We start from the raw sequence: 25,097 nt of genomic DNA on the forward strand, positions 1-25,097 counted from the left end.
TTTCGCGGCACTGGTCGAGGCCGATCCCCGGTCAGCGTCACGCAGCATCACTTATCTCACCCTGATCGCGGGATTTGCCTCGACGATCTTCTGGCCGATTGCCACGGCGCTGCTCGGCTATCTCTCGTGGCGGGAAATCTATCTCGTCTATGCCGGGCTCAATCTTGTCGTCTGCATGCCGTTCCACGTCTGGATCATGCGGAAGGGAAAGGTGGCCGCGGCCGGTGGGCAAAGACCTATGCGTGAGCCCGTCGTCGGGGCCATTCCTCGCGAGCGTCGGCGCGGCGCGGTGATCATGGTGTCGGCTGCATTCGCGCTGCTGAGCTTCACCCTTGGAGCGATGCTGGCGCATATGGTGCCGATGCTCGGGTCGCTCGGCTTCGGAAGCACCGCCGTGGTCATCGGCTCGCTGTTCGGCCCGGCGCAGGTTCTCAGCCGTCTCGTCAACATGATCTTCGGTACGCGCCTCGCGCCGCCCGGCCTTGCCGTCCTCTCCGCGACCTTCATGGTCCTTAGCGTTGTCATTCTGGCGCTGTCCGGCAACTGGCTTCCCGGCGCGGTCGCCTTCTCTATTTGCCTCGGCCTTGGATCAGGCATCAACAGCATCGCCCAGGGCAGCTTGCCGCTCTACCTGTTCGGCTCGGACGGATATGGCGCACTCACCGGCAAGATGGCGGCCGCGAGACTCGCTGCCGGTGCGGCGGCCCCCTTCGCCTTTGCGGCGACGATGGAGCAATTCGGCATAGGCGCGTCGCTCGTCTTGAGTGCCGCGCTCGGCACCGTGGGTATCGTGGCCTTCGTGATTGTCGCGATGGCGACGACGCGAACCCACGTCGCCACCCCGAGTCTGTCAAATTGACCGCAGCGACACGCGCTTCTCAAGCTCGGTCGCCAGTTCCTTGCGCTCGCTGTAGCGGTCGGTCAGATAGGTGGACGCGTCGCGCGTCAGCAGGGTGAACTTCACCAGTTCTTCGCAGACGTCCACCACCCGGTCGTAATAGGACGAGGGTTTCATCCGGCCGTCGGCGTTGAATTCCTGATAGGCCTTCGCGACCGAGGACTGGTTGGGGATCGTGATCATCCGCATCCATCGGCCGAGGATACGCATCTGGTTCACGGCATTGAAGGACTGGCTGCCGCCCGAGACCTCCATGACGGCGAGCGTCTTGCCCTGCGTCGGCCGGACCGATCCGACCGACAGCGGAATCCAGTCGATCTGCGACTTCATGATGCCGGTCATCGCGCCGTGGCGTTCCGGGCTCACCCAGACCTGGCCTTCCGACCACTGCGAAAGCTCGCGCAGCTCCTGCACCTTCAGATGGCTTACCGGCGCTTCATCCGGTAGCGGCAAGCCCTTCGGGTCGAAGATCCGGACCTCGCATCCCAGCCGTTCGAGCAACCGGCGGACCTCGAAGGCAAGCAAGCGGCTATACGACACCTCGCGCAGGGAGCCGTAGAGGATCAGGATGCGTGGCTTGTGCGTCGAGAATGCCGGGCGCAGGGCGTCGAGATCGGTGGAATGCAGGTGCTGGCCCTGCAAAGCGGGGAGCGTGTCAGGCAATGCGCTTTCCTTCCTTGTCGAGGACCTGCTCGCCGTCTTCCTTGAAGAACGGCCCTGTGAAGGTATCGGGCAGGATGTCGAGCACAACCTCGGAAGGGCGGGCGAGCCGGGTGCCGAGCGGTGTCACGACGAAGGGGCGGTTGATGAGGATCGGCGTCTCGATCATGGCGTCGAGCAACTGGTCGTCGGTCAGGTCCGGGTTGTCGAGACCGAGTTCGGCATAGGGCGTGCCCTTCTCGCGGATGGCTTCCCGGACCGTCAACCCGGCGTCCGCGATTATGCTCGCAAGCTGCTGGTGCGTCGGCGGCTCCTGGAGATATTCTATGACGGTTGGCTCGATTCCGGCCGCGCGGATCAGCGCCAGGGTGTTGCGAGACGTTCCGCAGGACGGATTGTGGTAGATGGTGACATTCATGGTTTTGCCTCCGATGAGACTGTCGATGAGGTGGACGGCTGTAGCAGCCAGGTGAATAGGAGGAGCGCGAGAACCGCGCCGGCAATCTCGGCGACCCAGAAGCCCGGCAGATCGATCGGGCGAATACCTGCGAAGGTGTTAGCGACCGGGACAGCGCGACGGCCGGGTTGGCGAAGGACGATGATGCGGTGAACCAGTAGGCGGCGGTAATATAGAGCCCGACCAGCCACGGCACGGCTCTCTGCTCAAACTTGATGCCGGCGAGGATCACCGCCACCAGCCCGAAGGTCGCAATACTCTCGGAGAACCATTGGGCGCCGCCCGTCCGCGCCTTGCTCGATAGTTCGACCAGCGGCAATTCGAACATCAGGTGCGCCGCAATTGTCCCGACCACGCCGCCGACGATCTGCGCCAGCACGTATCCGCCGAAATCGCGCTTCGGCAGTGACCGGGACATCGCAAAGACCATCGACACGGCCGGATTGAAGTGCGCGCCGGAGATCGGTCCGAGGATCGTGATCAGCACTACCAGGATTGCGCCTGTCGCCAGCGTATTGCCGAGCAGCGCCAGGCCGACGTCCTGGGTCAGCGAGGTCGCCATGATTCCCGAGCCGACGACGGTCGCGACCAGCATCGCAGTCCCCAATGCCTCGGCAACCAGTCGCCGCGGTAGATCGAACCCGTTCATCAGCTTGCCTTCGGCTGCGTGGTGCTCGCACCTTCCATGGCGCCGATCTGACGGAGGTGCGTTTTCAGCGCCAGCTTGTCGATGGAGGTCAGCGGCAGGCTGATGAAGGACATGATCCGGTTCTTGAGGAAGCGCGCGGCCGGGGCGAAGGCGCGCTGGATCTCGACTTCCGATCCGGCGACGGCGGCCGGGTCCTCGACGCCCCAATGCGCGGCCATCGGATGGCCGATCCAGACCGGCAGGCCTCGCCGGCGGCGCTGTCGCAGACCGTGAAGATGAAGTCCATCTGCGGGGCGCCGGGTTCTGCGAACACATCCCAGCTTTTCGACGAGAATCCCGTCGAGGGATAGCCAAGGGCCTCAAGTTCCCTCAAGGCGTGCGGATTGACCTCACCCTTCGGCTGGCTGCCGGCGGAGAGGGCCTTGAAGCGGCCGCCGCCTTCCTTGTTGAGGATGGATTCGGCGAGAATAGAGCGAGCGGAGTTGCCCGTGCAGAGGAACAGCACGTTGTAGGTCTTATCGGTCATGGTCGTGGTCCGTGGTTAGGTCGGCGGCTTGATAAGCTTCATGATCGTCGCCGACGATGGGCAGATGGACGAAAGCTGGCGGGTCGCCAGCACCGCAGCAGGCACGCTTCCCCGTCGGACTTCGGTGAATCCGATGCGCGTGAAGAACGGCGCTGCACTCGTTGTCGCGAGGAAGACGTCGCTCTCGCGCGCAACGCGTGCCAAGGTTGCTTCGACGACAGCTCTGCCGAGGCCGCTTCCGCGCCGATCGGGAAGCACGACGACTGACCGAAGCAGATAATCGTCGCCGCAACGTTCGACACCGGAGAAACCGACGATCCGGTCATCAGCCGACACGGCCTTGAAAAAGGTCCGGCCCTGATCCTCGATGTCATCCGTCGGGAGACGCGCACCCGTCAGGGCCGTCTTGAGGTCAAGGTCGCTTCCGGTAACCTGCTCCAGTTTGATGGCGCTCATGATAGCTTCGACTTCAGGCCGCAGCAGGGCGTTAGTTCGGCGATGAGCGGAGCGCACAGTTCGCTCGATCCGCCGCAGCAATCCTTGAGGAGGAAGAGGGTCAGTTCGCGCAGGCCGTTGAGGTCGGCTCGGTAAATAATCGATCGGCTCTGGCGCTCGCTCGTGACCAGGCCCGCTCGAGAGAGCGTTGCGAGATGGGCGGACATCGTGTTCTGCGGCACATCGATGATGCGGGCGAGTTCGCCCGCCGGAATGCCGTCGGGCTCGTGCCGAACAAGGAGGCGGAAGGTTTCCAGTCGCGTGGTCTGGGCCAAGGCGCCAAGCGCCGCAATTGCTTTATTATTATCCATATATCCAGAATAATGGATTAAAGTTCTATGTCAATCCTGCCCTATGCTAAAGCGGGAACGCCGGGGGCGAGGACGATCATTGACGCATTCGCCTCTCCCGATTTGGCTGGATAACGTCGTAACCTTCACTTATCTTGAACGCACGGCGTGTGCTGCGTGCGCTGGGGGCTTCCCCGAAATCGACGGAGACTTCGATCAACCTTCCAAACAGGGAGCGCGAACCCATGTCTTCGACAGTTTCCAAGGGCCGCATTCAATCCACTCTTCGCCAATTCCTCGATGCCGAGGCATCGGGCGGCATCGTCCTGATGGTCGTTGCCATCCTGGCGATCCTTACGGCCAATTCCGTGCTGGCCGGAGACTACTTCCACGTCCTGCACCTCTACGTCGGGCCACTCAGCCTGCAACACTGGATCAACGACGCACTGATGGCCTTGTTCTTCCTGCTTGTCGGGCTCGAGATCAAGCGCGAGATGCTGGACGGCCAGCTGTCGAGCTGGAGCCGCCGCATCCTGCCCGGTGCGGCAGCCGCGGGCGGGATGGCCGTTCCTGCCTTGGTCTACCTCTGTTTCAATTGGAGTGATCCGACCGCCGTTCGGGGTTGGGCAATCCCGACAGCAACGGATATCGCATTCGCACTCGGCGTGATCTCGCTCTTCGGTTCACGCGTACCGGCATCGCTCAAGATTTTTCTTGCGGCGCTTGCCATCATCGACGATCTCGGCGCGGTTATCGTGATCGCGCTGTTCTATACCGCCGACCTGAACCTGATGGCACTGGGAGGAGCCGCGCTGGTGCTGGGCAACCTGTTCGTCTTCAACCGCATGAAGGTACGTGTCCTCTGGCCCTATCTGGCGCTCGGGGCTGTGCTTTGGGTTCTGGTGTTCGTCTCGGGTGTTCATGCCACGCTCGCAGGTGTCCTTTTGGCCCTGGCGATCCCGCTGAAGCTAACGCCCGGCACGCCCGAGGCGACGCACGCGGAGTCGCCGCTCCACAAGTTGGAACATGTGCTTCACAAACCGGTGGCGTTCATCATTGTCCCGATCTTCGGGTTCGCCAATGCGGGCGTGTCGTTTGCCGGTGTAACTACTGGTGTCTTCTCCGAGCCGTTGGCGATGGGCGTCGCCGCAGGACTTCTCCTCGGAAAACTGCTCGGCGTCCTCGGGACCGTGGCCATCCTGCTCAAGCTGAAGCTTGCGGACCTGCCCGCGCAGGCAAGCTGGGGTCAGATGACGGGCGTCGCTCTCCTGTGTGGCATTGGTTTCACGATGAGCTTGTTCATCGGCTTGCTGGCATTTAGCGATCCTCTCGTCCAGGATCACGTCAAGATCGGAATCCTGATGGGCTCGGTTGCCGCAGGCACACTGGGAGCGCTTTGCCTCGCTGCCTTCGGGCGCCGGGCGAAATCCGCCTGAGCGATGAGCCGATCTTATGTCGAGTGCCGCAGGCTGGCGCCATGGCACTCGACGGGCTGGACGAATCTCAAGTGCAAGTTCGCCGACAACACGGTTTGATCCAATGCCAGCCCAAAATGTGTTCAGCCCGGTCGGATTGTGAAAGTGCCTTTCGGTTACGTTTCTTTTCGTACCTCGTTCTCGCGTCGTGCAAACCAGTTGGCGAGAAGCGCGCCCGAAATATTGTGCCAGACGCTGAAAATGGCACTGGGAACGGCTGCCAGCGGGGAGAAATAAGCGGTTGCCAACGCCGCGCCCAGACCCGAATTCTGCATTCCCACCTCGATGGCAATTGCCTTGCGCTTGGCGAGCGACAGGCCGGCGGCTCTAGCGGCGAAGAAGCCGAGCAAATAGCCGAGCCCGTTGTGCAGGATGACAACGGCGAAGATCATCAGGCCAGACTGAACGATCGACGCCTTCGAGGCGCCGACCACCGCGGAAACGATGAGGACAATGCCGATGACGCTGACGAGGGGCAGGGCCGGAACGGCTGCCTTGACCACGCCCGGCAGCAGTTTCTGAAGCGCTGCGCCAAGCGCGAGCGGGACGAGGACGACCTTGATGATGCTTAGGAACATTGCCCAGCCATCGACGGGAAGGAACTGGCTGGCAAAGAACCAGACGAGCAAGGGTGTGACGATCGGGGCGACCAGGGTGGTGACCGAGGTGCAGGCGACCGACAGCGCGACATCGCCTTTCGACAGGTAGGTCATCACATTGGACGACGTGCCCCCCGGGCAGCAGCCGACGAGAATGACGCCCGCTGCGACCTCGGGCGGCATCGGGACGATGCGCGTCAGAAAGACGGCAATAAGAGGCATGATGAGGAACTGGCCGATCACGCCAATTGCGACGTCGAATGGGCGTTTCACCACCTCGCGGAAATCGTCCACCGACAATGTCAGGCCCATTCCGAACATGATGATCGACAGCAGCGTGACGATCCATGGGCCGAATTGCTTGAAGGTATCGGGGAAAAAGAACCCAAGGATTGCGAAAAGGATGACCCAGGCGGCGAAAGTCTTGCCGACGAATGCGGATACGGATGCCAGTGCTTTCACATGCCTACTCCAAAGAAAACTCGGGAGCGAGGTCTATCGGCAATGGCCTTTCTGTCAAGCCGGGAATTCCTGCCGACGGTTCTGATGTGCTCGGGCTTCCAACCCCGGGGTATCTTGGCCAAGCCTTGTGTGGCAATCGCGGAGTATCGATCGAAGCAGCATTGGCCGAGCGCTCCCATCATGGGGGAGGCTCCTCCAAGACCTTCCATCCGATCAGCTTAGAAGACGGCGCGAAACCGATCCCGGCGGTGATCTGTTGTCGGATTGGTGACAGAGATATCCTCTAGGAAAATGCCGCCTCCGGCCGCTTTTGCTGCGTAAAGCGCGGAGTCGGCTCTTGTGAAGAGGACGGTCGGCATGTCGCCCTCGGTAAGGGCAAACCCGACCGACGCACTTGCATTGAGAATGCGCCCGGAACAGTTCATCAGAGCCTTGGCGATATCGGCCACGCGTTGCGCTATGCGCTGGATCGTCTGCTTGTCGGTGGAAGGTCCGAAGAGCACCGCGAACTCATCTCCTCCGATCCGGGCGATCAGGTCGGCGGACTGGCACACCGCTGAAAGACAGCGGGTAAACTCGACCAGGCACTCATCGCCAAGGGCGTGCCCGAGCGTGTCGTTGATTTCCTTGAACCCGTCGAGGTCGATGAGCATCAGGGCTCCACCCGATCCGCCTGGACCGCAGATGTCGGTGAGCCGCACTTGAAACTGCGTGCGATTGGCAAGCCCCGTCATCACGTCGTGCTCGGCGAGATGACGCATATGTTCAAACGCTTTCTTTTCTTCCGTGACATCCTGCTTGATGCCGAAAAGCCGGACCGGTTCGCCGGTCCGGCGCTCGACGGTAGCGGATATCCTTATCCACCGGTTTCCGAATTCCGGGCTATGGATTTCGGCATCCAGGTTGAAGCCGGCTCCTGCTTCGATGGCTCCGCTCCGAACCTTTTGCAGGTGGGCGAGTGACTCCTCCGAGTAGCTTTTCAGAATATCGCGACGCACGAGGCCGCAATTGCGTTGGAGGCCGAAGAGATCGTATGTTCCATTGCTCCACGTCAGCTGTTCGCTGGGCAATTCGCATTGCCACTTTCCCATGCGCGCAGCCGTGGAAGCGCGGTCGAATATCTCGGCGCTGGCGAGCGCCGCCTCAGCCTGGCGGACAAGCGCAGCCTGATGCTCGATCAGATGATGCAGTTGTAAAATGGCCTGATTGTTGACGGGTCTTGTCAAGGTCGAGCGTAGGCGCGCCAACAATAAGTAGAGCGCAGACTGCTGCTCGTCTGCCTGGTCGCTATCGAACCGATGGGCACTTGGTTCCAGGCCACCTGTGGAATTTTCCATATTCTCCACCGACTTCTAAGGTTCCCTTTTAAAAAACTCCTACCCTGAAAACGTTAACCGCCAGTGAGAACCCGCCCCCTTGTTGCTTCATCTGCCGGCTCCCGATGAAGCATCGCACCGGCATCTCGGCCGGCACAGGCTCGAAGCACCAGAGGCTCGCCTTCGCGACGGCCGAGTTCTTGGCAACCGGTCGCATCGCAGAGCGTCCATCCGGAAACGGTGGCGCCCGACGAGGCAAGAACCAGGTCGGCAAGCGGAGCGACATGCGGATTCCATACCCACCAGCCATCCTTCCGGCGTGCGCCTTCCCCCGGTTCCATGCCCGCGCCCGATCCCTTTACCCTCGCTTCCCTCAGCACGAGGCCGGCGGGTGTCGCCTGCCAGTTTTCCCGCCATTCGACCTTTTCCACCGAATGGGTCCAACTGAGCGTGAACAGGCCGGCGGCGACGGCGATGGTCTTGCCGCCGGCAATGCAGAGCATCGCACTCATGCCGTGCTCCGCTTGGGTGCCGGCGGATTTGCCTTCGCCGCCCGCGTCTTGCGCCATATGACGAGGGCAAAGAACGCACCGAGGGCGAAGCCGATCTCGTCGGTCATCGGAAGGGCGGCGAGCATGCTGAAGGAGGCGGCGGTGGCAAGCGCGCGCTCGAGAAGCGTCAGCCGGACAGCGGCGAAGCCGATCACCGCCGGGCCCCACAAGCCAATCGCGAAGCCCGTCTTGAAGACGATGTAGGCGACCGCCACCGGATAGCCGAGGGATGCGGCAAGCGGTCCGCCATCCTGCAACATGAGAGCCGGCGAATAGACAGCCATGAAGGGGATGACGAAGCCTGCCGCCGCCACCTTGATGGCCTCGAGCGAAATCTTGAGGCCGCTTTCCCGGGCGATGGGTGCTGCGGCGAAGCAGGCGAGCGCCACCGGCGGTGTCAGGTCGGCCAGGATGCCGAAATAGAACACGAACATGTGGCTGACGATGAGCGGCACGCCGAGTTCGAGCAAGGCGGGGCCGGCGATCGACGAGGTGATGATGTAGTTCGGGATCGTCGGAATGCCCATGCCGAGCACCAGGCACGTCACCATCGTCAGCAGCAGCGAAAGGAACAGGCTCTTGCCGCCGACCGACACGATGAACTGGCCGAAGGTGTTGGCTGCACCGGTCAGCGTCATCGTGCCGATGATGATGCCGACGAGCGCGCAGGCGATCGCGACCGGCAGAGCGGTCTTCGCGCCGTCCGCCAGCGCATCGCGGCAGATGGCGAGCGTTTCGCGGCCGCCCTTCCAGATCGCATTGGCAAGGATCAGGATCGCGAGCGCGATGACCACGACCTCGATGCCGAACCTGAAGAAGGCGGCGGCGACGAGGCCGAGGCCAATCCAGAAGATGACGCGAATGGCGGTTGAAGGAAGGCCGAGGGCGATCGAGCTTCCGAGGATCAGCAGCAGGGTGAAACCGAGGCCGACCGTACCGGCGAAGAGCGGAGTATAGCCGGAGAACAGCAGCCACACGAGCGCGGCGAGCGGCAGGATCAGGTACCAGCCCTTGGCGATGGCCGCCCGGGCAGAGGGAAGTTCGTTCTTCGGCAGGCCGAGAAGCCCGCGCTTTCCGGCTTCCAGATGCACCATCCAGAAGGCCGAGGCGAAGTAGAGGATCGCCGGGATGAGCGCGGCCTTGACGACTTCGTGATATTCGACGCCCAGCGTTTCGGCCATGATGAAGGCGACGGCGCCCATGACCGGCGGCATGATCTGGCCGCCCATGGAGGCGGTCGCCTCGACGCCGCCGGCAAAGGCCGCGCGATAGCCGAAGCGTTTCATCAGCGGAATGGTGAACTGGCCGGTCGTGACCACATTGGCAACGCCCGAGCCGGAAATCGTGCCCATCAGCGCCGAGGAGATGATCGACACCTTCGCCGCGCCGCCGCGCCGTGCCCCGACGAGGCTGAGCGAGACGTCGTTGAAGAGCTGGATCATGCCCGCCTTTTCCAGGAAGGCGCCAAAGAGGATGAAGAGGAAGATATAGCTTGAGGACACCAGCGTCGGAATGCCGTAGATGCCTTCCGTGCCATAGGCCATGTGGTCGATGACCTGGGAAAAGTCGTAGCCGCGGTGATCGAGCGGCGCGGGCAGATATTCACCGAACAGGCAATAGGCGAGGAATACGCCCGATATGATCGGCAAGGCTGGCCCCATCAGCGCCCAAGCGGCGGCGAAGACGATGCCGATCGCGACCACCCCGGCGACGATGTCGCGCGGAAGGGGATCGCCGGCGCGCACGATGAGATCGGCATATTCGTAGCACTGGTAGAAGGCGACGGCCGCGCCGAGCGCCGAAAGGGACCACGCGACCCCCCGGACAAGCCCGCTGCGTCGGGCCATGGCGGTCAGGAGCGGAAAGATCAACACGGTGACGAAGCCGACATGGATTGCCCGAAGGAGCTGACTTGGCGGATCGAGCAGATGCGCGGCCGTGGCGATCTGGAACGTGGAAAACAGAAAGGCGATCGCAAAGAGCAGGCGGCCTTCCGGTGTTTTGGGAAAAGCGCCCGCGAGCGCGTCATGCTTGCTCAGGTCGGCGGCAGCGCCATCGCCCGGTCTGTTGCTGTCGTGCATCTGATCCTCCGAACGACCGTTGGGCAGGCCGATGCGACGCGGCGACCTCTGCCGCCACGCCGCACGTCGGCGGCTGTCAGAGCAGCCCTTTTTCCTTGAAGTAGCGCTCAGCACCGGGATGCAGCGGGATCGGCATGCCCTTGAGGGCCTCCTTGATGTCGATCTGCTCGGCTGCCTTGTGCGCGGCGACCATGGCCGGCAGGTTCTCGAAGAGCTGTTTGGTCATCTGATACGCGGTCTCGTCGGAAACCTCCGAATGGGTCACGAGGAAGTTGACGACGGCAACGGTCGGAACGTCCTTGTCCTGTCCCTGGTAAGTGCCCGCCGGCACGGTCGCGGCGATGTAGGGCGCACCGAGCTTCGTGGCGATATCTTCCGGGACCGAGACCATCTGCACGTCGAGCGAGGTGGCGAGATCCTTGAAGGAGGAGACGCCGAGACCCGCCGATTGCAGCGTGGCGTCGAGCTGGCGGTTTTTCATCAGCTCGACGGATTCGGCGAAGGGCAGGTATTCCGTCTTGCCGAGGTCGTCATAGCTCATGCCGGCTGCTGTCAGGATGGCGCGCGCATTGAGTTCCGTGCCGGATTTGGGGGCGCCGACCGAAAGGCTCTTGCCCTTGAAATCGGCCAAGGTTGCGATGCCCGACTCTTTCGAAGCCATGATCTGAATGTAGTTCGGATAGATCGCGGCGATGCCGCGGAGCTTGTCGAGCGGTGCCTTGAAGCCGGCCTCGGCGTTTCCTTCCCATGCCAGCTTGACGGAATCGCCAAGTGCGAAGGCGATTTCGCCGCGACCCTGCTGAAGGAGATTGAGGTTTTCGACCGAAGCCTTGGTCGCCTGGACCTGGGTGCGAACGCCGTCGATCCTGTCGCCGTAGATCTTCGACAGCGCGACACCGAGCGGATAATAGACGCCGGATGTGCCGCCGGTCAGGACGTTGATGAACTCATCCGCCCTCACCGACGCGGTGGACGCGGCAATGGAAAGGCCGGCGACCGCAGCGATAGCGGCCCGTTTCATGACATGCTTCATAAAAGCTCCTCCCGTTCTGTAAGATGACGCGGTTTTCCCCGCCCGCGGCAGACTACACCGACAGCGCGATTCAGGCCAAACGCAAACCATTGATTCTTATGAGCGGGGTCGCGGACGTCGCCATTTTCTAGCAAGGAAATGCCAGGCCATGCCGCTCATTGCGACAAAAACGTGCCATGCCGATTTGGCGGCGCGGCCCTCAAATAGCGGTTGCGTGCAATACATTCGTGAATTCAATGTGGCCTATGAACCAGGGGGTAAAGGCCATGAAAAGAAAGGCATCGTGTTCCTGTGGAACGCTTTCGATCGCAACGCACGGGCCGCCTCTGAAGGTGTCGGTCTGCCATTGTCTGGAATGCCAGCGCCGAACCGGATCGGCTTTTGGTGTCGCTGTCTTCTTTTGCCTCCACCTCGACAGAGGTGAACGGGCCGTCCAGAACATTCGTGAGAGTGGGAGACAGCGGCAAGCGGATTGTATTTCATTTCTGCATGGCTTGCGGCTCGACCGTCTTCTGGAAGCCGGATTTCAGACAGGGGGCGACGGCGGTCGCTTTTGGATGCTTCGATGAGAAGGAGGGGCTGGAGCCGACCCAGAGCGTCTACGATGAACAGTGCCATCGCTGGGTTTTGATCCACGCGGTTTGAATATCCGGATGGAGCGGCCTCCCGGCGGCGTCGTGGATTGCCGAATGCTCCCCGCCATGGGAGCATGACGGGGACGCGTGATCAGCCATCGGCTGGCGACGGGGAATCGGTGGGTTTCGCCTACCGGACTGTAACGGTGATGCATCCGGAAAGGGATTTGCCCTTCAGCTTGGACGACGTGTTCCGCGTGCAGAACCTGTCCTTTCCCTTGAAGCCGGCACTGGGCGTGTAGACCAGGCCCCTTCCTGCGACGACCGAAATCTTGCCGCTCTTCGGCTTGCTGGTGACCGTGACATCCGTGGCAGGGATGCGGGTTTTCCTGACGTCATCCACGAAGCCGGGAAAGCTGATCTTGCAGCTCTTGTCGTGGGCGGTCATTTCGAACTTGCCTGCTCCCCTACCGCTGGCCCACCCCCGTCCATTGCTCCCGGTGCATGCAGCATGGACAGTTGAAACAGAAAAGCATCCGATAAGAAAGGCGGTAGCCAAAGTCGTCGCCAAGGCGCGCATGTTATTACACTCCCGTGTTGGTTTCCTTGCAAATGATCCGGCAATCAAGCGGGGCGCCGCCGCTTGGTTCCAGTGCTTGGAGGGAAGCAGAATTCCGGAAGTTGGCCAGCACAAAATTGGGTAATTTCAGGAAAAATCGGAAAAACAGCAAGCGAAGCCGGTTCATCTTTTAATCCCTCCCGCTAGAGTATGGCTACACGCCAAAGGGGAAGGTTTGTCTTGATTTCGGACGAGTGGGAACGGTTCAGAAGTTGGCACCTGCTGTTCGACAGGCTATGCCGCCTGCGCGGATATCCCGAGAATGCCGCGCTGGCGAGTGCGCTGTGCCGGCAACTGGGCCGATCCGGGGAAAAGGATTTCCAGGCGGCCGAGAAGAACCTGCGCAGCTGGCGCCGCGGGCGGCGCATCCCGCTCCGGCGAAATGCTGCCATCCTCGCTAGATTGCTCGATGTCGAAACCGACCCCGTCCTCAAGAGGATGTGGAACAAGACCTACCGCGCCCTTCAGGATGGTGACGAGGGCGGCCGCACTACCGATCTGGATTGCGAGGCTCCTGCCGCCGACAGTATCGCGCCGTCCCGGCCAGCGACACTGTCGCCGCGAATGGCGCTTCTCCTGTCGGCGACTTTGCCGTTCGGGCTCCTGGCCGCGGTCGGGTTGCCGGGACTGACGGTTTCGGACGTCGTTTCGATCGACACGGCGAAGCTCCCGACCGTTGCCTATAACGCCAGGGCTTTCCTCTCCGTCGGGACGGAGAAGCTCATTCATGGCGCGGTTGAAGGATGCGACGGTGGACCCTCCGAATGGGCCGCCATCGTGGATCACCTACCGACGAGCGAGACCGGCATTTTCGCCGATGGCGGCCTCGCCACCAAGATGATGAACGGCTGCGGAAAGGAGATGGTCGTGCGCGCCGTCAGGTTCATTGCCATCCGTCCGGGCGTCGAGGAGCTGAAGGTGCTCAACGCCTACTTCAAGATCGAGGTGACGTCTGCCTCGATCAAGCCTGGTCAAGGTCTCTGAGGGAAATGCCTATGATACGGGATACCGAGCAATTCAATACCTGGCACAAGCTGTTCGATGCACTGTGCGAGGAAAGCGGTTTTTCCGACAATATGTCGTTGGCAGCACGATATTGCGAGATGACGGGCAGCCACGGGCAAAAGCAATTCGATACGGCTGTCCGCAATCTCAACAACTGGCGCACCGGCCGCCATCTTCCCCGACCGCGCAGCGTGCGCGTCCTGTCACGGCTGCTGAAGGTCGAGACTGACCCCGGATTGATGGTGCAATGGAATACGCTCTACGATCAGGTACGCAACGCCACGGATGATCCCGTGGACGAGGCCGCCGAGGAAACCGTGATGCCTGTTTCGACACCAAGGCGGACGGCTACCGCTGGGCGCTCGCTCCTGATGGGCCTTGCCGGCATCGGTCTCTTCTCGCTGGGCGTGGCAACCGGGCTTCTTTGGGAGTCGCAATGGCGACCGTGGCGGACGAGCGTCGATGATGCTCCTCTTGTCACTTACCTGCCCGAGGTCCGCCTGGTCGTCGGCCAAAGCCGCATCATTCATGGCGAGCGGGGCGATTGCGGCCGGTTGCCGCGCGAATGGCGGGATGTATGGGGCAATCTTCCATCCTCCCGCATCGGCGAATTTTCCGATGCGGGCGTCGTTCGGCGTTATTCGATGTTTTGCAAGGGCGTGACGCCAGCGCGCGGTATCCGCTTTACCGCGAAAACGCCCGGCACGGAGGAAATGTACGTGACCGGTGATTATATGAAGATAACGGTCGTCGACGAGGCCTCGCTGACGGCCGCGTCCCCCAACGTCAACGAAAATGAGCGTTAATTCCGTTCCTATTCCTTCGGTTTGTCACCTGGCATGAAGGAAACCCGGAGTGATCCTCCGGGCTTCGCTGCTATGTCAGTGTTCGCCCTGCGCCGAGAATGCCACATGATCCTTGTCGTGCAGGGCGAAGCGGTCGAGCATGTGTGCGCTCGCCGCATTGACGCCGATGACGGCGACATCGACGCCCTGGCGGCGGTATTTGAGGACGATCTTGTCGAGCGCGCCGACGGCGGTGATGTCCCAGAAATGCGCCTCCGTGACGTCGATCGTCACCTTGCGCAGCGTCTCGGTGAAATCGAAAGCCGCAGTGAAGCTCTCCGCCGAAGCGAAGAAGATCTGGCCATCGACATGATAGGTGCGCTCGTCGCCATCATCATTCAGCACGGAACGAACGTGGAAGAGCTTTGCCACCTTGCCGGCAAAGAACACACCGGAGAGCAGCACGCCGACGAGCACGCCCTTGGCGAGATCATGCGTGCCGACGACGGTCGCGACCGTCGCCAGCATGACGATGGAAGACGACGGCGGATTGCGGCGCAGGTCGAGGATCGAGCGCCAGGAGAAGGTGCCGACCGAGACCATGATCATCACGGCGACCAGTGCGGCCATCGGGATGATGCGCACGAGATCGTCCAGCACGAGGATGAGGAACAGCAGGAAGGCGCCGGCGACGAAGGTCGAGAGGCGTCCACGACCGCCCGAGGTGACGTTGATCACCGACTGGCCGATCATAGCGCAACCGCCCATGCCGCCGATGAGGCCGGAGGCGATGTTGCTGGCTCCTTGTCCGATGCATTCCTGGCTCTTCGAGCTCGGCGTATCCGTCATGTCGTCGACGATCTGGGCCGTCAGCAGCGATTCGAGCAGGCCCACCGCAGCAAGGGCCACGGAATACGGGAAGATGATCTGCAGCGTCTCGAAGGTCAGCGGCACCTGCGGCAGCGCGAAGATCGGCAGCGCGGAGGGCAGTTCGCCGAGATCGCCGACCGTGCGCAAATCCAGGCCGCCCCAATAAGCGATGCCGGTCAGCACCAGAATGGCGACGAGCGGCGACGGGATGGCCTTGGTGACGTATGGAAAGAGGTAGATGATCGCAAGCCCCCCAGCGATCATGATATAGGTCAGGCCCGGTACGCCGATGAGTTCCGGCAGCTGCGCCATGAAAATGAGGACGGCCAGAGCGTTGACGAAGCCGGTGATGACCGAACGCGACACGAAGCGCATGACGCGGCCGAGCTTCAGAAAGCCGGCGCCGATCTGGGTGAAGCCCATCAACAACGTGGCGGCGAAGAGATATTCGAGGCCGTGTTCCTTCACGAGCGTGACCATCAGCACGGCGGTCGCCGCCGTGGCGGCCGAGATCATGCCGGGCCGGCCGCCGACGAAGGCGGAGACGCAGGCGATGGCGAAGGAGGCGAAGAGCCCGACCTTTGGGTCGACGCCGGCAATGACCGAGAAGCCGATGGCTTCGGGAATGAGAGCCAGCGCCACAACGATGCCGGAGAGAATGTCGGCGCGAATGTTCGAGAACCACTCGCGCTTGTAGGTCGTCAGATTGAACATGGAAAAGTCCGCAAAGAAATGCATCCAGACCGGACGTCGTCCGGCTTTGTAAACAGGTTTGATGCTTTGCGTTGTCTGGCGGATCGGCGGCCAGAAGAGCCACCCGGAGTTTCACCGGGTCCGGGGTGAGTGGACCTGTTATATAAAAGGTGTAGCGCGCGTCAACGGCGATATCCTTGTTTCCGAAAACTCCAGATGTCTAGCAGGTGCAGCGGCTAAGCGGAATCCTGCGGCGGGAGCGCGCTTCCGCCGGCCTTCTCGGAGGCGCGCCGCGCTCTGATCGCAGCGGCGATGAAGACACGGGACAGGCCGTGATAGAGCGGTTCGCGGGAGAGAATGCGCGAGGTCAGATAGCCGAGCATCGAAACGGCCATCAGCGGAATGACGGCCTCGTGGTCGCCGGTCATCTCGAAGATGATGACGAAGGCGGTCATCGGCGCCTGCACGACACCGGCAAAGTAGCCGGCCATGCCGAGGATCGCCGCAAGCGCGACACTGGTACCCAGTAGCGACCCCACGGTGCTGCCCAGCCCCGCGCCGACCGCGAGCGACGGCGCGAAGATGCCGCCGGGAATGCCGGACAGCATGGAAAGGAAGCTGGCGGCGAGTTTTTCGAGGAAGAAGAGAAGCGGAAGGGCTTCACCCTGGACGGCGCCCTGGGCCTGTTCGTAGCCGGTCCCGAAGGTCTTGCCGCCGGAGATGACGCCGATGGCGGCGACGGCCAGCCCGCACGCCACGGCAAGCACCACCATACGTTTCAGCGGTTCGGGCTGCGCCCAGCGGCGGACGCGCTGGCCGAAATGCAGCGCCATGCCGCTGAAGGCCGCGCCGAGCGCCCCGCCGCCGATACCGCAGACGAGTACAAGGCCCCAGTCGCGCAGTTGCGTCGGTGCAACGGTGGAGGAGCCGAAATAATGATAGCTGCCCGATAGTCCGAGCGCGGCGAGGCCCGACAGGATGACGGCGGCCAGCACGAAGCCGTTGGCGCGCGCCTCGTAGGTGCGGCTCATTTCCTCGATGGCGAAGACGATGCCTGCGAGCGGGGTGTTGAATGCGGCGGCAATGCCGGCGGCTGAACCTGCGAGGATCAGGCCGCGCGCCTGCGCCATGCCGCCGAAGCGGGCGACGGCCAGCATGATCGAGGCGCCAACCTGGACGGTCGGCCCCTCACGCCCGATGGAGGCGCCGGAAAAGAGACCGAGGACTGTGAGCAGGATCTTGCCGAAGGCGATGCGCAAGGAGAGCAACCTGCCGCGATCCTCGTCTTCCTTCAGGTGCCGTGCCGCAATAGCTTGTGGAATGCCGCTGCCCTGGGCATTGGGAAAGAAACGTATCGACAGATAGGCAGACAGCCCAAATCCGATCGGCGCGAGCAGGAGCGGCAACAGAAAAGCCCAGTCGCCCGCCGTGGTGACGCGCGTGAACAGGTGCTGCGCGAAATCCGCCAGTTTGGCGAAGCCGACGCTGATCACACCGGTCGCAAGCGCGCCGCACCAGAAGACCAGCCGGGGTCGCCAAAGGGAGAAGGAGCCCCAGAACACGCGGGAACGGCGGAGCAGCTTGGACTTTCTGTAGAAGGCAGACATCGTCTCGTTTCGGGTGGCGGCGGGAACAGGCGGCGGACCGGACGAAGGCGTCACGCAATCGCGAGCCGCTCGCTGATCTTCCTACACCATTTCTGCCGATTTCCTTAATCCGCCCGCGTTTTCCATCGTCGGGAGAGAAGATGGTCGAGGGAAAACCGGCCAGATCCCCGGGCGGCGATGAGAAGAAGGCAGGCGGCCTAGGTGCCGTGTGTCGGCCAGACGTCGGGATAGACGAGGATCTCGATCACCAGCGTCATCCCGAGAAGCGCCAGTGCGGAGAGGCGGCTGGCAAGGCCGATGACGAGGAGCACCGGGAACAGATGCTCGGCGAAAGCGGCAAGATGGGCGCCGATCCAGGGGTTGACGAAGGGCAGCCGGTATTCAGTCTCGAAGAGATAGAAGGCTGTGTCCGTGACATGCCAGCCTTCCACCTTCGTTTGCCCGGAGCGCCAGAAGACGCCGGCGATCGACAGGCGGGCAACGAGGGCGATCAGGTCATACGGTATGCGGTCGAGCAGGCGTGTTGCCTCTTCGAGACGATGCGTGAGGCGGTGCGATGCGGCCATGGCCGCGCTGGCGTCAGTGTCCATTGGTATTGTCCTTTCGGATGGCGGTGAAGGCCCCGGATTGCAGGAGACGCACGAGAGCTGCGGCAAGATCGAAGCCCCGCAGGGCGCTGGCGTCCTCCGCCGCCGCGCCGAGCGTGGCGCCGCCGGCCAGCGCCTGGAGGAAGGCCGCCTCGGCGGGTTCCAGCCGCAGGACATCGACCAGCAGGCGCGGCCGCACCACGAGCGCTGTCTCGCCTGTCCAGGGCTTGATCGGTCCGGGCTCGAGCCCGCCGCCGTTCATTGCCCAGATCGTGGCCACGGGATGGATGGACGACAGGATCGACAGCGAGGGATGCGGCGAGAAGACGAGGTCGGGCAATCGATCCGACGGGACCTGCGCCAGCGCGGCGGGATCGAGCGGCACGGCGTCGGCGGCGTGATAGGCGTGTCCGCGCGCGGCCTCCAGCCGGATGACGTCGGGCAGGTAAGCAAGGTCGCGCGCCGGCTCGAACGTCGCGATAAAATCGGCGAAATCGTCGCCGTAGAAGAGAAGGAGCGGCGAGCGTGGCAGATGCCGTTCGGCATAGGCCAGCGCCATGGCCGTGAAGAAATTCCCCCGACGATACGGCGGGCGGCGGGAAAGCGGGTGGCGAGCGCGCCGGTGAGGCCGCTTGCGACATCGTTGCGGTAGACCGCGAAGCGGCGCTCCGGCCGTGGTCCGCTCCAGGCCGATGTGCCTTGCGGCGGGGGCAGCGCGCGGTCGATGAGCGCTGCGGCGAACCTGTCCTGGATCTCGCTCGACATGGCTGGCCCTCACGCCGCGCGCCGCGCCAGGGCGGCATCGAGCAGCGTTTGCGCCGCCCCGGCCTCGGCGCGCAGCACCGGCCAGGCGGGTATGTCGTTGTCCCATTCGACGAGGGTGGCGACCGGCCCGGTGCGGGCAAGGACGGTCTCGTAAAGCGCCCAGACGGGATCATTGACGGGGGTGTCGTGGCTGTCGATGAGAAGGGGGAAACCGGCATCGTCGACGGTATCGCAATGGCCGCCGAGATGGAGTTCGCGAACCCTGTCGAGCGGAAACCGGTCGATATAGGCGGCCGGGTCGAGCCGGTGATTCGTCGCCGCCACGAAGACGTTGTTGACGTCGAGCAGCAGGCCGCAGCCGGTGCGGCGGGACACCTCCGCCAGGAAGGCCGTTTCCTCGATCGTGCTTTCGTCGAAGAGAAGGTAGGTGGCCGGGTTTTCCAGCAGCATCTGCCGTTTCAGCGTTTCCTGCACCTGGTCGATATGCTCCGCGACCCGGGCGAGCGTGGTTTCGGTATAGGGCAGCGGCAGGAGATCGTTGAGAAACACCTCGCCGTGCGACGACCAGGCGAGATGTTCGGAAAAGCTTTCCGGCTCGTAGCGGTCGCACAGGGTTTTCAGCCGCGTCAGGTGTTCGCCGTCGAGCGGCTGCATGGCGCCGATCGACAGGCCGACGCCGTGGATGGAGAGCGCATAGTCTTCTCGCAACCGGGCGAGGCGCGCATGCGGCGGGCCGCCGGCACCCATGTAGTTTTCGGCATGGACCTCGAAGAAGCCGAGCGGCTGCGGCCGCGCGTCGATCTTAGCAAAATGCTCGGGCTTGAAGCCGACGCCGGCGCGGCGCGGCAGGCGGGATGCTTTCATGGCGAATCTCCTCGGTTCGGGACGGACGGCGCGGGGCGCGCCGTCCGCATGCCTGTCAGGCCGGGGCTGCGCCCTAGACCAGCGAGCCATGGCCGTTCGGCGTCTGCATCGCCTCGCAGGTGCCGGCGGGCACGAGCTTGAAGGAGGTCTTGTCGTAGTCCATCATCGACTTGCTGGCGCAGTCGTAGGCGCCGGCGGCGCAATCGTTCTGGCCCTTCATCGCGACGCCGTAGCATTTTTCCTTCGCCTCGTCGGCGGCAGCGGCGGGCGCGGCGATGGCGACGAGCGCCGAGGCCAGCGAACCGGCAAGCGCAAGAGTGGCAAGGCTGTTCTTCATGATCGCTTCTCCGTATCAGGCAAGCCGTTATTGGCTTGCATCGGGGCTACGGCGCGGACGAAGCAACGGGTGAAACAGTGGGCCCACGAAGAGGAGTGGACAGCGTGGATGCGTAGGGCCGTCGAGGGCGATACGCAGGCCTACCATCGCTTCCTGAGCGCGGTGACGCCGCACCTGCGCGCCATGGCGCGGCGGCTTGCGACCAGTTCGGTGCGCCGGCGAGCGAGGCGGAAGACGTGGTGCAGGAGGTGCTGCTGGCCGTTCACCTGAAGCGCGGCACCTGGGATCCGGCTCGCCCGATCGGTCCGTGGCTCTCGACGATCGTGCGCAACAAGCTGATTGACACGCTACGCCGGCGCGGACGCCATGTCAGCGTGCCGATCGAGGACGTGATCGGAATGCTGGAGGCCGAGGAACAGGCGGATGCCATGGACCGGCGGGATGCCGAGACACTGCTGGAGCGGCTGAAAGACCCGCAGCGCGACATCGTACGCTCGATCTCGCTTCAGGGCGCGGGTGTGCGGGAGACGGCCGAACGGCTGAACATGAGCGAAGGGGCGGTGCGCGTGGCGCTGCACCGGGCGCTGAAGGCGCTGGCCGCTCTCTATCGGAGTGATGGAACGTGAAAACGGATGACCTGATCGAGCTTCTCGCGCAAGACACGCCGGTGCGCTTGCGCCTCGGCCGCGTGATGACGCTGGCGCTTGCGGCCGGAACAGTGGCATCCGCGCTCCTGCTGGTGGCGACGGTCGGCCTGCGCCACGACATGCTGAGCGTTTTCGAGACCGCGCGCGTCTTCTTCAAGATCTGCGCAACCCTGCTCCTGGCGCTCCTCGCCTCCCGCCTCGTCTTCCTGATCGGCCGCCCCGGCGTTCCGTGGCAGGCGGCGGCGCTGACGCTCCTCCTGCTGGCGGCGGCCGTCGTCGCGGCGGTCTTGCTGGAACTGTTCGCGGTGCCCGCGCAGGGCTGGATGCCGGCGCTGGTCGGTCGGCATGCCGCCTTCTGCGTCTTCTTCATCCCGGTCCTCGCCGTCTCGCCGCTTGCGGGGTTCCTCTTCGCGCTGAGGAACGGCGCCCCCGACGATCCGGGGCAGGCGGGAACGGTCGCCGGCTTTGCCGCCGGGGCGATCGCCGCGGCGATCTACGCCTGGCACTGCCCCGACGACAGTCCCTTGTTCGTCGCTGTCTGGTATACGGCCGGGATCGCCGCCGTCACCGCCTGCGGCTTCCTTATCGGACGCCGCTTTCTGCGCTGGTGATCGCCTCGGCGAAGGCTTTGCCCGGTGAAAGAGCCTGCAGGTCGCGTCCGCTCGGGTTTTGGAACACCCGCAGATCGAATTCGGGCAGGATCGCCAGGAGATGATCGAAGATGTCCGACTGGATGCCCTCGTACATTGCCCAGGTGGTCGTGTTGGCGAAGCAGTAGATTTCCAGCGGCAGGCCTTCTGGCTGGGGCGGCAGTTGCCGCACCATGATCGTCATGCCCTGATGGACGCCCGGATGATTGCGCAGGTAGTCCTCCACATAGGCGCGGAACGTTCCGATATTGGTGGCGCGGCGTGTGTTGGCCGGAATGCGGGCGCGCTCGCCGAGCTTGTCGTTCCATTCGGACAGTTCCGCCTGCTTGCGCTTCAGATAGGTCTCCAGACGCTCCAGCTTCGACAACCGTTCCTCTTCCTCCGGCGCGAGGAAACGAATGCTGGTCTGATCGAGATAGATCGCACGCTTGATGCGCCGCCCGCCCGATTCCTGCATGCCGCGCCAGTTCTTGACAGGATCGGTCACGAGCTTGCGGATGGGGATCGTGGTGATCGTTTTGTCGAAGTTCTGCACCTTCACGGTGTGAAGCGCGATCTCGACGACGTCGCCGTCGGCGTTCTGGCCCGGCATCTCGATCCAGTCGCCGACGCGCACCATATCGGTGGAAGAGATCTGGATGCCGGCAACAAGCGACAGCAGCGTGTCCTGGAACACCAGGATGAGCACGGCCGCCATCGCGCCGAGGCCCGACAGGAGGATCAGCGGCGACCGGTCGATCAACGTGGCGATCATGAGCAGCGCCGCGATGACATAGACGGCGATCTTCACGACCTGGACATAGCCCTTGATCGGCTTGAGCCGCGCATCCGGCCGGCGATGATAGAGGGTGTCGACGATGTTGAGGGCGGCGCTGACGGCCATGGCGACCGTCAGGATCATGAAAGCGCTGGAGACGTTCCTTACGACGATGACGACGAAGACCGGCAGGTGTGGCACGAGGGCGATACCGGACGAGATGACCAAGGCCGGCATCACGTTCGCCAGCCGTTCGACCAGTCCGTGCCGGCGCAGTTCCGGGTCGCGGCCATAGGCGGTGAGGGTCAACACACGGTTGAGCGCGCGTACAAGCAGCGCTTTCACCACATAGTTGGCGAACAGTGCGGCGAGCGCGAGCGCAAGAAGTGCGATTCCCGTGGTGAGAACCGGGTGTACGTCGGGGAAATTGGCGATCATTATCCTGTCCGTGGAACTTGGGTGCATTCGGCCGGCGCAAGGAACCTCAAGAGCGCCGGCTTGCGGCAAGGTCCGCCGTTACCGGTCGTCCCGGGCGTCGAGGTGTGAGGCGATCGTCCGCAATCGACGGTTCAGCACTTCGACATCCACCGATGCCTGACGGAGTTCCTCGCGCAAGGCGGCCTGCCCGTCCTCGGATTTTTCTTCCAGCGGTCCATGTCCGAAGCCGGTCAGAAGCCAGGACGGGCTGACGCCGAGCACACCGGCCATCATCGTCAGCCGGTTGGCGCGCGGGACATCCCGGTCGCATTCCCATGCGCTCCAGCTCGTGGCGAGGACGCCCAGTCGCTCTGCGGCTTCCTCAGCGGATAGTCCGCAGGACTCGCGAGCAAACGATATGCGACCGCCAAGCGTGTCATCGTTGTGCGGTGCGGCGTTGTCGCTGAACATGTTCATTCTCCAGTTTCATGAATTTCGGGAAAGCAGCAGGGTGCGGTCGCCGTGTCGATGCACGGCGATCCGATCGGATTTTGCTGCTGTTCTCAGGCGCTTTGCAGTCTCGCTCGCTCCGAAGCGAGGCCCTTCCAGAGGGCGACGCACATGCCGAGCAGCACGAGTGCGAAGGGAATGCCGGTGGTGATGGCAGCTGCCTGCAAGGCGGCAAGGCCGCCGGCCAGCAGGAGGACGACCGCCACCAGTCCCTCGAAGACTGCCCAGAACACACGCTGGGGAACGGGTGCATCGACCTTGCCGCCGGCAGTGATCGTGTCGATGACCAGCGAGCCGGAATCGGAAGACGTCACGAAGAAGACGACGACCAGGACTATCCCGAGGAACGACGTGATGGCGGCGAACGGCATCGCCTCCAGCATGACGAAGAGTTGAAGCTCAAGCGTCGCTTCCGCGACCGCGTTCGAGCCCTGCTCGACGATCTGGTGAAGGGCTGCGCTGCCGAAGGCGGTCATCCAGAGCACGCAGACGAGCGAGGGGATGAGCAGGACGCAGATCAGGAATTCCCGGACCGTCCGTCCGCGGGAAACGCGGGCGATGAACATGCCGACGAAGGGCGACCAGGAAATCCACCAGGCCCAGTAGAAGGCCGTCCAGCCGTCGAAGAAATGCTGGTCCGTGCGGCCGAAGGGGTTGGCGAGCGCGGGCAGGTTTACGACATAGGCTCCCAGATACTCGAAGAAGCCGGTGAGGATGGCGAGCGTCGGGCCGACCAGGATGACGAAGAGCAGAAGCAGAGCAGCCAGCGCCATGTTGATTTCACTGAGGCGCTTCACCCCCGCATCCAGCCCGGCTACCACCGAAAACAGTGCGATCCCGGTGATGCCGATGATGAGCATGATCTTCGAGGTCTCGGAGACGGGAAGACCGAAGAGGTGGTTGAGGCCGGCATTGGCCTGTTCCGCGCCGATGCCGAGGGACGTCGCCAAGCCGAACAGCGTCGCGAAGACCGCCAGCACGTCGATGAGGTGGCCCGGCCACCCCCAGACGCGTTCTCCGAGCAACGGATAGAAGGCGGAGCGGATGGTCAGCGGCAGGCCGCGATTATAGGCGAAGAAGGCAAGCGCCAGACCCACGACGGCATAGATCGCCCAGGGATGGAGGCCCCAATGGAATATGGTCGCCGCCATGCCGAGCCGGCGCGCAGCCTCGACATCGCCCGCAGCGCCCGACAGCGGGGCCCAGCTATCGGCCGTTCCGGCGTCAGTGGCGAAAGAGGCGCTGAAGTGCGAGACCGGCTCCGAGACGCCGTAGAACATCAGGCCGATGCCCATGCCGGCCGCAAAGAGCATGGCGAACCAGCCCGTATACGTAAAATCCGGCTGGGCGTCCTTGCCGCCCAGCCGGATGCTGCCGAAGGGACTGAAGATCAGAACGATACAGAAGAGGACAAAGATATTGGCGGCGGTCGCGAGGAACCAGTCGAAGGACTCCGTGACGGCCGGCCTAAGCCAGCTGAAGAATTCGGTCATCGGCGCCTGGAAAGTGGCGGCGAAGAACACAAAAAGAACAATGATGCCGCCCGATATGAAGAAAACCGGATTATGGATGTCCAGTCCCAGAATATTGACGTTGTCCTGCCCGACTTCATAGTCGGTTTCGTTCTCAATGGTCACGAAAAGTCCTTTCAATTTGAGTCTGGAGGCCAATCCGGACACATTTCCTCCAATACGGAATGTTGAGTGCTCGTTATTTCACGGATTTTCGATCATGGCAAATTCGTGGCGGAAAAAGGAACTTCCTCCGATCGCGTTTGCGGAGTGCGGCGATTTAGGTCAGACGCTCTTGTCATGCGCCTGCGGGCTGGCTCATATCGGGGCAGCACTTTTCACCCTACAAGCGAAACGATTGCACTTTTTTCAGGAGAGTCCGATGAAAGCGTCCGAACCGAAAGCG

General features: G+C 63.0%; 23 protein-coding genes, 6 pseudogenes and 1 other annotated feature. Of the genes and pseudogenes, 7 read left to right on the forward strand and 22 right to left on the reverse strand.

Features of this window, described 5'->3' with window-relative positions; translation table 11 throughout:
* The coding region (locus VGN93_RS11370) for an MFS transporter (protein ID WP_327507597.1) at positions 1 to 859 on the forward strand (859 nt) is incomplete at its 5' end.
* Here the strand turns inward: VGN93_RS11370 and arsH are convergent.
* From arsH to VGN93_RS11400, 6 genes and pseudogenes are all read right to left on the reverse strand, one after another.
* Entirely contained in the window at positions 851 to 1,540 is a 690-nt protein-coding gene (gene arsH, locus VGN93_RS11375) for an arsenical resistance protein ArsH (protein WP_413818732.1), read from the reverse strand. The genes VGN93_RS11370 and arsH overlap by 9 nt on opposite strands.
* Positions 1,541 to 1,553: 13 nt before the next feature.
* Positions 1,554 to 1,976 (reverse strand): arsenate reductase (glutaredoxin), encoded by a 423-nt coding sequence (gene arsC / locus VGN93_RS11380; protein ID WP_319324314.1) that lies wholly within the window; start codon positions 1,974 to 1,976, stop codon positions 1,554 to 1,556.
* Positions 1,973 to 2,664: pseudogene (locus VGN93_RS11385) on the reverse strand (MIP/aquaporin family protein). Before VGN93_RS11385 ends, arsC begins: the two are co-directional and overlap by 4 nt.
* A pseudogene (locus tag VGN93_RS11390) lies at positions 2,664 to 3,190 on the reverse strand (arsenate reductase ArsC). The pseudogenes VGN93_RS11385 and VGN93_RS11390 overlap by 1 nt, the downstream one beginning before the upstream one ends.
* A 15-nt stretch (positions 3,191 to 3,205) precedes the next feature.
* Complete coding sequence (gene arsN2 / locus VGN93_RS11395; protein ID WP_319324315.1) at positions 3,206 to 3,646, reverse strand: arsenic resistance N-acetyltransferase ArsN2; 441 nt, start codon at positions 3,644 to 3,646, stop codon at positions 3,206 to 3,208.
* Positions 3,643 to 3,996, reverse strand: a complete 354-nt coding sequence (locus tag VGN93_RS11400; protein WP_319324317.1) for a metalloregulator ArsR/SmtB family transcription factor — start codon at positions 3,994 to 3,996, stop codon at positions 3,643 to 3,645. The genes arsN2 and VGN93_RS11400 overlap by 4 nt, the downstream gene beginning before the upstream one ends.
* Before the next feature lie 224 nt (positions 3,997 to 4,220).
* Here VGN93_RS11400 and nhaA point away from each other — a divergent pair, with 224 nt between their 5' ends.
* Complete coding sequence (gene nhaA, locus VGN93_RS11405; protein ID WP_319324318.1) at positions 4,221 to 5,411, forward strand: Na+/H+ antiporter NhaA; 1,191 nt, start codon at positions 4,221 to 4,223, stop codon at positions 5,409 to 5,411.
* 155 nt (positions 5,412 to 5,566) lie between these two features.
* Here nhaA and VGN93_RS11410 read toward each other — a convergent pair whose 3' ends face one another.
* The 5 genes from VGN93_RS11410 to VGN93_RS11430 form a co-directional block, all read right to left on the reverse strand.
* The gene (locus VGN93_RS11410; RefSeq protein WP_319324319.1) at positions 5,567 to 6,511 is read right to left on the reverse strand and encodes a bile acid:sodium symporter family protein; all 945 of its coding nucleotides are present in this window, start codon (positions 6,509 to 6,511) and stop codon (positions 5,567 to 5,569) included.
* Between the two features lie 218 nt (positions 6,512 to 6,729).
* Entirely contained in the window at positions 6,730 to 7,848 is a 1,119-nt protein-coding gene (locus tag VGN93_RS11415) for a diguanylate cyclase domain-containing protein (RefSeq protein ID WP_319324320.1), read from the reverse strand.
* Between the two features lie 53 nt (positions 7,849 to 7,901).
* Positions 7,902 to 8,339, reverse strand: coding sequence for a DUF1850 domain-containing protein (locus VGN93_RS11420; protein ID WP_319324321.1), 438 nt, complete (start codon positions 8,337 to 8,339; stop codon positions 7,902 to 7,904).
* Positions 8,336 to 10,459 carry a TRAP transporter permease gene (locus VGN93_RS11425; RefSeq protein WP_319324322.1) on the reverse strand — a complete coding sequence of 708 codons (2,124 nt, stop codon included), beginning with the start codon at positions 10,457 to 10,459 and terminating at the stop codon, positions 8,336 to 8,338. Before VGN93_RS11425 ends, VGN93_RS11420 begins: the two co-directional genes overlap by 4 nt.
* 76 nt (positions 10,460 to 10,535) lie before the next feature.
* Positions 10,536 to 11,480: a TAXI family TRAP transporter solute-binding subunit gene (locus VGN93_RS11430; protein WP_327507598.1), complete on the reverse strand. Its 945-nt coding sequence runs from the start codon at positions 11,478 to 11,480 to the stop codon at positions 10,536 to 10,538.
* A gap of 278 nt (positions 11,481 to 11,758) precedes the next feature.
* On the opposite strand from VGN93_RS11430, the pseudogene VGN93_RS31305 reads away from it, so the two are divergent.
* Positions 11,759 to 12,137, forward strand: a pseudogene (locus tag VGN93_RS31305) (GFA family protein).
* Positions 12,138 to 12,257: 120 nt separating this feature from the next.
* On the opposite strand, the gene VGN93_RS11445 reads toward VGN93_RS31305, so the two are convergent.
* Entirely contained in the window at positions 12,258 to 12,515 is a 258-nt protein-coding gene (locus VGN93_RS11445) for an Ig-like domain-containing protein (protein ID WP_210300445.1), read from the reverse strand.
* Positions 12,516 to 12,866: 351 nt separating this feature from the next.
* Here VGN93_RS11445 and VGN93_RS11450 point away from each other — a divergent pair, with 351 nt between their 5' ends.
* A complete protein-coding gene (locus VGN93_RS11450) occupies positions 12,867 to 13,670 on the forward strand; it encodes a hypothetical protein (protein WP_319324324.1) in 804 nt (267 codons plus the stop codon).
* Positions 13,671 to 13,681: 11 nt separating this feature from the next.
* On the forward strand, positions 13,682 to 14,497 hold the full coding sequence (locus tag VGN93_RS11455; protein WP_319324325.1) for a hypothetical protein: 816 nt from the start codon (positions 13,682 to 13,684) through the stop codon (positions 14,495 to 14,497).
* Between the two features lie 75 nt (positions 14,498 to 14,572).
* On the opposite strand, the gene VGN93_RS11460 is transcribed toward VGN93_RS11455, so the two are convergent.
* The 7 genes and pseudogenes from VGN93_RS11460 to VGN93_RS11490 all read right to left on the reverse strand — a co-directional run bounded on the left by VGN93_RS11460 (position 14,573) and on the right by VGN93_RS11490 (position 20,199).
* Positions 14,573 to 16,060, reverse strand: coding sequence for a SulP family inorganic anion transporter (locus tag VGN93_RS11460; protein WP_319324326.1), 1,488 nt, complete (start codon positions 16,058 to 16,060; stop codon positions 14,573 to 14,575).
* A 69-nt stretch (positions 16,061 to 16,129) separates the two neighbouring features.
* Positions 16,130 to 16,185: a sequence feature (sul1 is cis-regulatory element that is thought to sense ions involved in sulfur or methionine metabolism; They are found in Alphaproteobacteria), on the reverse strand.
* 90 nt (positions 16,186 to 16,275) lie between these two features.
* Positions 16,276 to 17,646: a chloride channel protein gene (locus VGN93_RS11465; RefSeq protein ID WP_319324328.1), complete on the reverse strand. Its 1,371-nt coding sequence runs from the start codon at positions 17,644 to 17,646 to the stop codon at positions 16,276 to 16,278.
* 104 nt (positions 17,647 to 17,750) lie between these two features.
* Positions 17,751 to 18,212: pseudogene (locus VGN93_RS11470) on the reverse strand (DoxX family protein).
* A gap of 13 nt (positions 18,213 to 18,225) precedes the next feature.
* A complete protein-coding gene (locus VGN93_RS11475; RefSeq protein ID WP_319324374.1) occupies positions 18,226 to 18,792 on the reverse strand; it encodes a DUF2063 domain-containing protein in 567 nt (188 codons plus the stop codon).
* Between the two features lie 77 nt (positions 18,793 to 18,869).
* Positions 18,870 to 18,998: pseudogene (locus VGN93_RS11480) on the reverse strand (DUF2063 domain-containing protein); the annotation flags it as partial.
* A 9-nt stretch (positions 18,999 to 19,007) separates the two neighbouring features.
* A complete protein-coding gene (locus tag VGN93_RS11485) occupies positions 19,008 to 19,862 on the reverse strand; it encodes a DUF692 domain-containing protein (RefSeq protein WP_319324330.1) in 855 nt (284 codons plus the stop codon).
* A gap of 73 nt (positions 19,863 to 19,935) precedes the next feature.
* Positions 19,936 to 20,199 (reverse strand): DUF2282 domain-containing protein, encoded by a 264-nt coding sequence (locus VGN93_RS11490; protein ID WP_319324332.1) that lies wholly within the window; start codon positions 20,197 to 20,199, stop codon positions 19,936 to 19,938.
* 108 nt (positions 20,200 to 20,307) lie between these two features.
* On the opposite strand from VGN93_RS11490, the pseudogene VGN93_RS11495 reads away from it, so the two are divergent.
* Both VGN93_RS11495 and VGN93_RS11500 read left to right on the forward strand, forming a co-directional pair.
* A pseudogene (locus VGN93_RS11495) lies at positions 20,308 to 20,825 on the forward strand (sigma-70 family RNA polymerase sigma factor).
* Positions 20,822 to 21,457, forward strand: a complete 636-nt coding sequence (locus VGN93_RS11500) for a DUF1109 domain-containing protein (RefSeq protein WP_319324334.1) — start codon at positions 20,822 to 20,824, stop codon at positions 21,455 to 21,457. Before VGN93_RS11495 ends, VGN93_RS11500 begins: the two are co-directional and overlap by 4 nt.
* Here VGN93_RS11500 and VGN93_RS11505 read toward each other — a convergent pair.
* The 3 genes from VGN93_RS11505 to VGN93_RS11515 form a co-directional block, all read right to left on the reverse strand.
* Positions 21,429 to 22,688, reverse strand: coding sequence for a mechanosensitive ion channel family protein (locus tag VGN93_RS11505; protein ID WP_413818733.1), 1,260 nt, complete (start codon positions 22,686 to 22,688; stop codon positions 21,429 to 21,431). The genes VGN93_RS11500 and VGN93_RS11505 overlap by 29 nt on opposite strands.
* Positions 22,689 to 22,769: 81 nt before the next feature.
* Positions 22,770 to 23,141 carry a helix-turn-helix transcriptional regulator gene (locus VGN93_RS11510; protein ID WP_319324338.1) on the reverse strand — a complete coding sequence of 124 codons (372 nt, stop codon included), beginning with the start codon at positions 23,139 to 23,141 and terminating at the stop codon, positions 22,770 to 22,772.
* Between the two features lie 92 nt (positions 23,142 to 23,233).
* A complete protein-coding gene (locus tag VGN93_RS11515) occupies positions 23,234 to 24,817 on the reverse strand; it encodes a BCCT family transporter (protein WP_263814914.1) in 1,584 nt (527 codons plus the stop codon).
* Between the last annotated feature and the right edge of the window lie 280 nt (positions 24,818 to 25,097).

It is taken from the genome of Shinella sp. (genome assembly GCF_035998705.1).
Lineage (GTDB): Bacteria > Pseudomonadota > Alphaproteobacteria > Rhizobiales > Rhizobiaceae > Shinella.

Excerpts from the sequence above, each read along its gene's own strand:
- VGN93_RS11415 (WP_319324320.1), bottom strand. The coding sequence starts at position 7,848 with ATGGAAAATTCCACAGGTGGCCTGGAACCAAGTGCCCATCGGTTCGAT.
- VGN93_RS11400 (WP_319324317.1), bottom strand. The coding sequence starts at position 3,996 with ATGGATAATAATAAAGCAATTGCGGCGCTTGGCGCCTTGGCCCAGACC.
- VGN93_RS11465 (WP_319324328.1), bottom strand. The coding sequence starts at position 17,646 with ATGTCTGCCTTCTACAGAAAGTCCAAGCTGCTCCGCCGTTCCCGCGTG.
- VGN93_RS11455 (WP_319324325.1), top strand. The coding sequence starts at position 13,682 with ATGATACGGGATACCGAGCAATTCAATACCTGGCACAAGCTGTTCGAT.
- VGN93_RS11420 (WP_319324321.1), bottom strand. The coding sequence starts at position 8,339 with ATGAGTGCGATGCTCTGCATTGCCGGCGGCAAGACCATCGCCGTCGCC.
- VGN93_RS11445 (WP_210300445.1), bottom strand. The coding sequence starts at position 12,515 with ATGACCGCCCACGACAAGAGCTGCAAGATCAGCTTTCCCGGCTTCGTG.
- VGN93_RS11460 (WP_319324326.1), bottom strand. The coding sequence starts at position 16,060 with ATGTTCAATCTGACGACCTACAAGCGCGAGTGGTTCTCGAACATTCGC.
- arsN2 (WP_319324315.1), bottom strand. The coding sequence starts at position 3,646 with ATGAGCGCCATCAAACTGGAGCAGGTTACCGGAAGCGACCTTGACCTC.
- nhaA (WP_319324318.1), top strand. The coding sequence starts at position 4,221 with ATGTCTTCGACAGTTTCCAAGGGCCGCATTCAATCCACTCTTCGCCAA.
- arsC (WP_319324314.1), bottom strand. The coding sequence starts at position 1,976 with ATGAATGTCACCATCTACCACAATCCGTCCTGCGGAACGTCTCGCAAC.
- VGN93_RS11490 (WP_319324332.1), bottom strand. The coding sequence starts at position 20,199 with ATGAAGAACAGCCTTGCCACTCTTGCGCTTGCCGGTTCGCTGGCCTCG.
- VGN93_RS11485 (WP_319324330.1), bottom strand. The coding sequence starts at position 19,862 with ATGAAAGCATCCCGCCTGCCGCGCCGCGCCGGCGTCGGCTTCAAGCCC.
- VGN93_RS11475 (WP_319324374.1), bottom strand. The coding sequence starts at position 18,792 with ATGGCGCTGGCCTATGCCGAACGGCATCTGCCACGCTCGCCGCTCCTT.
- VGN93_RS11510 (WP_319324338.1), bottom strand. The coding sequence starts at position 23,141 with ATGTTCAGCGACAACGCCGCACCGCACAACGATGACACGCTTGGCGGT.
- VGN93_RS11430 (WP_327507598.1), bottom strand. The coding sequence starts at position 11,480 with ATGAAACGGGCCGCTATCGCTGCGGTCGCCGGCCTTTCCATTGCCGCG.
- VGN93_RS11425 (WP_319324322.1), bottom strand. The coding sequence starts at position 10,459 with ATGCACGACAGCAACAGACCGGGCGATGGCGCTGCCGCCGACCTGAGC.